This is a genomic window from Streptomyces sp. NPDC004752, assembly GCF_053601275.1.
Window position 1 is genome coordinate 1 of sequence record NZ_JBSGBN010000215.1, and the last position, 7,409, is coordinate 7,409.

Genomic DNA, 7,409 nt, shown 5'->3' on the forward strand with positions numbered 1-7,409 from the left:
CTCGGCGGCCCCTGCCGCGACCGCCCCGGAAGCGGTCTCGAACACCGCCCCGGAAGCGGTCTCGGACGCCGGCGCGGAGGTGGGTTCGGGCGCCGGCGCGGACATCGGCGAGGCGACCGTCGTCACCGCGGCCCCGTCGAGCCCCGCGGCCTCGTCGAGTCCGGCGGACTGCGTTCCGGCCCCCGGATCGGCGCCACCGGCCAGCCGGTCGGCCCCTCCGCCCGGGTCGAAGCCGGGCACCTCCCCGCCCACCACCGACGAGGTCGGCCCCCGGACCGTCCCGGACGCGCCCGGCCTGCCCGACGGCGGCGGCCCGGTCCCCGACGACACCACCGTCACCGACATCATCTTCGACAGCCCCACCGGCGTCCTCGGCGGCTGAATGTCCGAGGTGGCGCCGACACCGGTCGAAGAACCGGACGAATCCTGGCAAGGTGGCCCCATGTCCGATCGGGGAGCGAGCGCCCCGTCGGTCCCGGGCGACTGGCCCGCCCACCCGGATCCGTTCCTGGCGCTCAACGGCATGGGCACCTTCGACTGGGACCTGGACACCGGTCTTTACCACATGGACGCCCAGGCCCACGAGGTGTTCGACCTGCTTCCCGAGGAGTACGACGGTCGCCTGGATTCGCTCGCCAGCCGGGTGCCCCAGCCGGAGGCCAGCCGGATCGACGCCGTGGTCTCCCGCGCCATCAAGGACGGCAGCGAGAACTACGGGGCCTACTTCCGTATCCGCCGCCGCGACGGCGGATACCGCTGGACGCACACCCAGGGCTACATCCGGCGCGACGAGACCGGCAGGCCGCGCCGCGTCATCGGCATCGTCCGCGACGCCACCCGGGAACTGGAGGACAGCGAGGCGCGCAGTCTGCGGGCCGCACAGGACGCGGCCTTCCGGCGGCAGAGCAATGTCGTGCAGGTCATCACCGTCGCGCTTTCGCACGCCCGCAGCGTCCAGGACGTCATCGACGTACTCAAGGACACCGACGGCGTACGGCACCTCGGCGCGGCCAACCTGGTGATGGGCCTGGTGGAGGCGGGCCGGATCCGGCTGGTCGCCGAGGGCCCAGAGGGCAGCTTCGTGCCCGGCACCCGGGTCACCGGGATCGACGAGCCGTACCCGATGAGCGAGGTCGTGCGCATCCTCAGCCCCCGCTTCATCGAGTCCCCGCAGGAGTTCGCCGAGGGCTATCCGATCCTGTGGCAGCACATCACCGAACTCGGCATCACCTCGGCCGCCTATCTGCCGCTCATCGCCCAGGCCCGCCCGATCGGCGCCATGGGCCTGCTCTACAACGACCGGCGCGGCTTCTCGGCGCAGGAGCGGGCCGTGCTGGTCGCCCTCGGCAGCCACATCGCGCAGAGCCTGCAACGGGCCATGCTCTACGAGCAGGAGCGAGACCTCGCCCGGAGCCTCCAGCAGGCCATGCTGCCGCGCACCATCCCGAGCGTCCGCGGCGCCGACGTCGCCGTCCGCTACCGTGCCGGCTCCGCCGCGGGCTCCCTCGGCCGGGACATCGGCGGAGACTGGTACGACCTCATCCCGCTGCCGGGCGGCCGGGTCGGCGCCGTCATCGGCGACGTCCAGGGGCACGACACCCATGCGGCGGCCGTCATGGGCCAGCTGCGCATCGTGCTGCGCGCCTACGCCGCCGAGGGACACACCCCGGCCACCGTGATGGCCCGGGCCTCGGTGTTCCTGCACGAGCTGGACACCGACCGGTTCGCCACCTGTCTGTACGCGGAGGCGGACCTGTCCACCGGGGTGGTCCAGATGGTCAGGGCCGGGCACATCGACCCGCTGATCCGGCACCCGGACCGCAGCTGCCGCCGGGTGCCGGTCGACGGCGGGCTGCCGCTCGGCCTGTCCGCCGAGTTCGGGCGGCTCGAATACCCGGTCAGCACCCTCGAACTCGACCCGGGCCAGACGCTGCTGCTGTGCACCGACGGTCTCGTCGAACGACCCGGCACCGACCTCGACGACGGGGTGCGGACCCTCACCGAGCTCATCGGCGCCGGACCGGAGGACGTCCGCGAACTCGCCGACCGGCTCATCGACGTGGCCGAGGAGCGCGGCGGCGACGACGATGTCGCCCTGCTCCTGCTGCGCCGCCGCAGCGCCGACGCGGCGCGGCGCGTCGGCCGGCTCCAGCAGCATGTGGCGCCCGGCGACCCGGAGGCCCTGACCCTGGCCCGGCACATGATCCGCGCCGCGGTCCGCGCCTGGGGCGCCCGCGACCGCGCCGACGAGATCGAGCTGGCCGCCGACGAACTGATCACCAACGCGCTCCTGCACACCGAGGGCTCCGCGATCGTCACGCTCAGGGTGCTCGGCGGCAGCGAGCGCAGGGTGCGCGTCGAGATCGAGGACTCCTCAAGTGCCCTGCCGCGCCGCCGGGACGCGGGGGAGTCCGAGCTCTCGGGGCGCGGTCTGCTGGTGGTCGACCGGCTCGCCGACGTGTGGGGCGTGGAGGCGCGGGGCGGCGGCAAGTGCGTGTGGTGCGAGTTCCGGATGGGGGAGCGAGGCTGACCACTTGAGGTCCCGGGTGGCACTCTGGAGCCATGCCGGAACTCCCCGAGGTGGAAGCGCTCAAGGACTTCCTGACGGAGCGGCTGGTCGGCCGCGAGGTCGTCCGGGTGCTGCCGGTCGCGATCAGCGTCCTGAAGACCTACGACCCGCCGCTCTCCGCGTTCGAGGGCAGCGAGGTCACCGCCGTGCACCGATACGGCAAGTTCCTCGACATCGAGGGGGACACGGGCCTGCACTTCGTGACGCACCTGGCCCGCGCGGGCTGGCTCCAGTGGAAGGACCGGCTGCCGGACGGTCTGCCGCGCCCCGGCAAGGGGCCGCTCGCGCTGCGGGCCGCCCTCGCGGACGGCGCGGGCTTCGACCTGACCGAGGCCGGCACCCAGAAGCGGCTCGCGGTGTACGTCGTACGGGAGGTGCGGGAGGTGCCCGGCGTGGCCCGGCTCGGTCCCGACCCGCTCGCCGACGACTTCGACGAGACCCGGCTCGCGGCCCTGCTTTCGGACGAGCGGCGGCAGCTCAAGGGCGCGCTGCGGGACCAGAGCCTGATCGCCGGCGTGGGCAACGCCTACAGCGACGAGATCCTGCACGCCGCGAAGATGTCCCCGTTCAAGCTCGCCGCGTCCCTGACGCCGCAGGAGACCCGGCGGCTGTACGAGGCGCTGCGCACCACCCTGACGGAGGCGGTCGCCCGCTCCCGGGGGCTGGCCGCCGGACGGCTCAAGGCGGAGAAGAAGAGCGGACTGCGGGTGCACGGCCGCACCGGGGAGCCCTGTCCGGTCTGTGGCGACACCATCCGCGAGGTGTCGTTCAGCGATTCGTCGTTGCAGTACTGCCCGACCTGCCAGACGGGCGGCAAGCCGCTGGCGGACCGCAGGATGTCCCGGCTGCTGAAGTAGTAACAGAGCGCGCCGGACTCCGTTCGCCCTGGTCAGCGGCTGTTCAGGGTCACCAGGCGGGTTCCGTCGTCGGTGCGCAGCTCGTAGTGGTCGATCTCCTCGGGGTGCATCGCGGAGGTACCCCGCAGGGTGTTCGTCCCGCCGTCGTGGCCGGGCGCGGCCCAGCTGGTGAGAATCTGCTCGGTGCCGTCCCGGCCGACGGCGATCAGCCGACAGGAACGCGGGCCCGCCCCGTCCTTGACCTTCAGCACGACCTCGGTGCCGTATGCCTCGTCCTCGCTCGTCAGCTGCGCCCACACCCCGGAGGCCGCGTCGGTCGTCGCCGTGACCCGTACGGACGCCGTCCCGTGCGCGGCGTAGACGGCGACGCCGGGACCGGCGACGGCGAACACCAGCGAGGCGGCCAGGCCGTACAGGAGGCGCCGGCGGCGCGCCCGGCGCCGTGCAGTGACCTCGCCGAGCAGCCGGTCCAGCAGCCGGGGGCCCGGCTGGGCCAGCGGGTGCACAAAGCGCGGTGTGGCCCGCCGATACAGCATCAACTGCCGTGCGGCAGGACCGAATTCGGTCACATGGGCCGTGCAGCTGGGGCACTCCATGAGGTGGTCCTCGAAGCGGAATGCCGCCGCCTCGTCCAGCACGCCGAGCGCGTAGGCGCCGACGTCGCGATGCCGTTCCAGGGACCTCATGCCGAATCCTCGTGCCGTTGGGTTGCGGGTGGGTGACTCCGTGCCCCCACCGGTACGCACCGGACGGCCGAATCACTCAAGCCACGTCCACAATCGCCGTCCCTGGAGCAACCCAGGGATTCGGAGCGGCCCGGCCCGCGGATTGGTCCGTCGCGAAGAACGCTCGAAGAAGGCTCGAAGGAACCCCCAAGAAGCCTCGAAGCCCTCTTGAGAAGCCTCGAAGGAACCTCAGAAGAGATGGATGGCGAGATGGCCGAGGGGCAGCCCGAGCCGCCAGGCGGGGGTCCACACCTTCGGGCCGTCGTCCTCGGCGACCAGCGGGCCGCCGCCCGGCACCGCGTCCAGGTCGGGGGCGAGCAGTTCGGTCTCCTGGAGCCAGCGCCAGGCGTCCGCGGCGAGGTCCAGGTCCGGCGCGGGGGCGCCGGAGTCGACCGCCGCGGCCGCCAGCTGGGCCATGCGCTGACGCACCCAGTCCTGCCACGGCTGGTCGTACGCCGTCAGCGAGAGCCAGGTCTCCAGCTGGGAGACGACCTGGATGCCGGAGAGCTCGCCGTCGGCGTCGGACAGGAACACGGTCAGGGCCAGCGCGTCCCGGCCGGCCCGGAACTCGAAGGACGTGGGCGGCATCAGATCGCCGGTCCGCAGCAGCTCGTCGGCGATGTACTCGGCGTAGAACCAGGCCATGGGGACGGTCAGCGCGTCGCCGCCGGTGCCGTCCGTGTTCTCTCGACCTCTGTGCGGCATCCCGTCCTGCCTTCCTCCGGTACCTGCGCGTCGCCCGAACCCCGCCCGGTCCGGAACACGGATGAAGACAGCTGATTGCTCCAACCGGGTCCACAGCAAGGCGCTTTGCCGAGGTTTGACCCAGGGCCCCGTTTCACCGCAGGTCGGGCGCGTATCCCGGCAGAACCCGGCGCAGGGCGCGCAGCGCGTAGTACGCGCGGGACTTCACCGTACCCGGTGGAATGCCCAGCGTTTCCGCGGCTTCCGCCACACTCGCCCCACGGAAATACACGAGCACCAGTACGTCACGGTGTTCCGGAGTGAGAGTCTTCACAGCCTCGCGGACATCCAGGGTGGCGGCCGAGCGCTCGGCGTGGTCGGCGCACACCCGCGCGTTCTCCAGGATCGCGTCGCCGACCTCCGGCGGTCGTGCCTGCCGGGCCCGCCGCGCGTCGATCGCCAGCCGTCGGCCCACGGTCAGCAGCCAGGGCCGCACCGAGTCGAAGGCGTCGGCGCGCAGCGCCTCGGGGTGCTGCCAGGCGCGTACGAAGGTCTCCTGCACGAGGTCCTCGGCGCGTTGCCGGTCCCCGTCGCACAGCCGCAGCAGCAGCGCGAAGAGCGGCCGGCCGTGCTCGCGTTGCAGCGCGGCCAGCTCGTGCTCGGCGGTCGTCGTCCCGTGGTGAAGGGTGGTTCCGGCCGTCATGGCCCCATGGCAGCGCAGGGCGCGTCGACGGGACAGGGTGCGCACCGGGATCTGCGACGGACGGTCGATCGCGTCGATGAACGGTTCGGCGAACGGTCCATGACGGCTCGTCAGCGGCACCGGACGGGTTAAAGAGAGCCCCTGGGTCGTTTGGGGCGGCCGTCATATTCGTACCCATTTGTCTGTAAATACGAAACGTGACGGTGATTCGAGAACATCCGGGGTGAGCTGATGATCGCACGCAGACGCCAGGTGGCCCTGGCCCTGACCGTACTCCTCGCGGCGGCCGCCGCCTGCCAGGCCGAGGCCCGGAAGGGGCCGCCCGCGCCCGCACCCCCGGCGCCGACCGCTGCCCGCGGCTTCACCCTCGTCGCCTCCGGCGACGTCCTGCCGCACACCTCCGTGATCGAGCGGGCGGGCTTCGACGCGGGCGGAGCCGGCTACGACTTCCGCCCGATGCTGGCCGGTGTGCAACCCGTCGTCAACCGCGCCGATCTGGCGCTGTGTCACATGGAGACCGTGTACGGGGCGAACGGCGACTACTCGGGCTACCCCGCCTTCAAGTCCCCGCCGGAGATCGCCCCGAGCCTCGCCGCCACCGGCTACGACGGCTGCTCCACCGCCTCCAACCACGCCCTGGACGACGGTTCCCAGGGCATCGCCCGCACCCTGGACGCCATGGACCGGGCGGGCCTGCGGCACTCCGGAACGGCCCGCACCGAGGGCGAGGCCGACGCGGTCACCACCTTTCAGGCGGGCCCGGCGCGGGTCGCGCATCTGTCGTACACCTACGACACCAACGGCTTCGCGCCGCCGGCCGGGCAGCCCTGGGCGGTCAATCTGATCGACGAGGGCCGGATCATCGCCGACGCCCGCGCCGCCCGGAAACAGGGCGCCGACGTGGTCGTCGTGTCCCTGCACTGGGGCACCGAATGGCAGGACGACCCCGACGACCGGCAACTCGCCCTCGCCAAGCGCCTCACCGCCTCGCGGACCGCCGGCCGCCCCGACCTCGACCTGATCATCGGCACCCACGCCCACATCCCGCAGGCGTACGAGAAGATCAACGGGACCTGGGTGGTGTACGGCATGGGCGACCAGATCGCCGGCGAGATGTACAACCGGCAGGGGCTGCAGGATCCGCGCGGCAACCAGTCCACGATCGCCCGCTTCGCCTTCTCCCCGCCCGCCCGGCCCGGCGCCCGCTGGGAGGTGACCCGGGCCGAGTTCATCCCGCAGCTGTACGACCTCGACGCGGGCCGCGTGGTCAACCTCAACGCCGCCATCGCCGACGGCGCCGAACTGACCGCCGTGCGCAACCGGATCCGCGACGTGGTGCTCGCCCGCGGCGCCGCCAAGGACGGTCTGGTCATGGGGGAGTGACCCGCCCCGCCGGCCGCCCGGCGAGCCCGGAGCCGGACCCGGCCTGTCCGGGCGGATCGGCCGGATCGGCCGTGCTGGGGTCGAACGGATCCGGACCCGGGCTGTCCGGATCGGCCGTGCTGGGGCCGATCGGCTGGTCGCGGGCGGGGCCGCGTCTTCGTGGGTCCAGCGCCGCCCCGCCGGCCTGGTCCGTGCCCGCTCTGCCTGTGCTGAGTTCCCTGTGGCGTTGTCCTGCTTGCGGCCAGTCTGTCGCGAGTCAGGGGTCTACGCCTGGGTCGGTCGGACGTGGCCTGTCTGGGGCGGCCTGGCCGTGATCGGGTCGGTCGGCTGGTCGCGGGCGGGGTCGCGTTTGCGGGTCCGGCGTGGCGCCGTCGGCCTGGTCCTGGCGCGCTTTGCCTGTGCTGAGTTCCCTGTGGCGTTGTCCTGCTTGCGGCCAGTCTGTCGCGAGTCAGGGGTCTACGCCTGGGTCGGTCGGACGTGGCCTGTCT

6 protein-coding genes and 1 pseudogene are annotated in these 7,409 nt (G+C 72.6%); 4 read left to right on the forward strand and 3 right to left on the reverse strand.

Annotated elements, in window-relative coordinates; translation table 11 throughout:
* The 3 genes and pseudogenes from ACWEKM_RS44380 to ACWEKM_RS44390 form a co-directional block, all read left to right on the forward strand.
* Positions 1-382, forward strand: a pseudogene (locus ACWEKM_RS44380) (DUF6777 domain-containing protein); the annotation flags it as partial.
* A 60-nt stretch (positions 383-442) separates the two neighbouring features.
* Positions 443-2,530 (forward strand): SpoIIE family protein phosphatase, encoded by a 2,088-nt coding sequence (locus ACWEKM_RS44385; protein ID WP_451626995.1) that lies wholly within the window; start codon positions 443-445, stop codon positions 2,528-2,530.
* Between the two features lie 32 nt (positions 2,531-2,562).
* Positions 2,563-3,426, forward strand: coding sequence for an Fpg/Nei family DNA glycosylase (locus ACWEKM_RS44390; protein ID WP_451626996.1), 864 nt, complete (start codon positions 2,563-2,565; stop codon positions 3,424-3,426).
* 32 nt (positions 3,427-3,458) lie between these two features.
* Here ACWEKM_RS44390 and ACWEKM_RS44395 read toward each other — a convergent pair whose 3' ends face one another.
* The 3 genes from ACWEKM_RS44395 to ACWEKM_RS44405 all read right to left on the reverse strand — a co-directional run bounded on the left by ACWEKM_RS44395 (position 3,459) and on the right by ACWEKM_RS44405 (position 5,538).
* Complete coding sequence (locus tag ACWEKM_RS44395; protein WP_451626997.1) at positions 3,459-4,112, reverse strand: zf-HC2 domain-containing protein; 654 nt, start codon at positions 4,110-4,112, stop codon at positions 3,459-3,461.
* Between the two features lie 228 nt (positions 4,113-4,340).
* Entirely contained in the window at positions 4,341-4,856 is a 516-nt protein-coding gene (locus tag ACWEKM_RS44400) for a hypothetical protein (protein ID WP_451626998.1), read from the reverse strand.
* A 133-nt stretch (positions 4,857-4,989) separates the two neighbouring features.
* The gene (locus tag ACWEKM_RS44405; RefSeq protein ID WP_451627002.1) at positions 4,990-5,538 is read right to left on the reverse strand and encodes a sigma-70 family RNA polymerase sigma factor; all 549 of its coding nucleotides are present in this window, start codon (positions 5,536-5,538) and stop codon (positions 4,990-4,992) included.
* Between the two features lie 231 nt (positions 5,539-5,769).
* On the opposite strand from ACWEKM_RS44405, the gene ACWEKM_RS44410 reads away from it, so the two are divergent.
* Positions 5,770-6,921: a CapA family protein gene (locus tag ACWEKM_RS44410; protein ID WP_451626999.1), complete on the forward strand. Its 1,152-nt coding sequence runs from the start codon at positions 5,770-5,772 to the stop codon at positions 6,919-6,921.
* The last annotated feature ends 488 nt before the right edge of the window (positions 6,922-7,409 follow it).

Bases quoted from the DNA above. Each gene is read 5' to 3' on its own strand.
- ACWEKM_RS44400 (WP_451626998.1), bottom strand. From the start codon at position 4,856: ATGCCGCACAGAGGTCGAGAGAACACGGACGGCACCGGCGGCGACGCG.
- ACWEKM_RS44405 (WP_451627002.1), bottom strand. From the start codon at position 5,538: ATGACGGCCGGAACCACCCTTCACCACGGGACGACGACCGCCGAGCAC.
- ACWEKM_RS44390 (WP_451626996.1), top strand. From the start codon at position 2,563: ATGCCGGAACTCCCCGAGGTGGAAGCGCTCAAGGACTTCCTGACGGAG.
- ACWEKM_RS44410 (WP_451626999.1), top strand. From the start codon at position 5,770: ATGATCGCACGCAGACGCCAGGTGGCCCTGGCCCTGACCGTACTCCTC.
- ACWEKM_RS44395 (WP_451626997.1), bottom strand. From the start codon at position 4,112: ATGAGGTCCCTGGAACGGCATCGCGACGTCGGCGCCTACGCGCTCGGC.
- ACWEKM_RS44385 (WP_451626995.1), top strand. From the start codon at position 443: ATGTCCGATCGGGGAGCGAGCGCCCCGTCGGTCCCGGGCGACTGGCCC.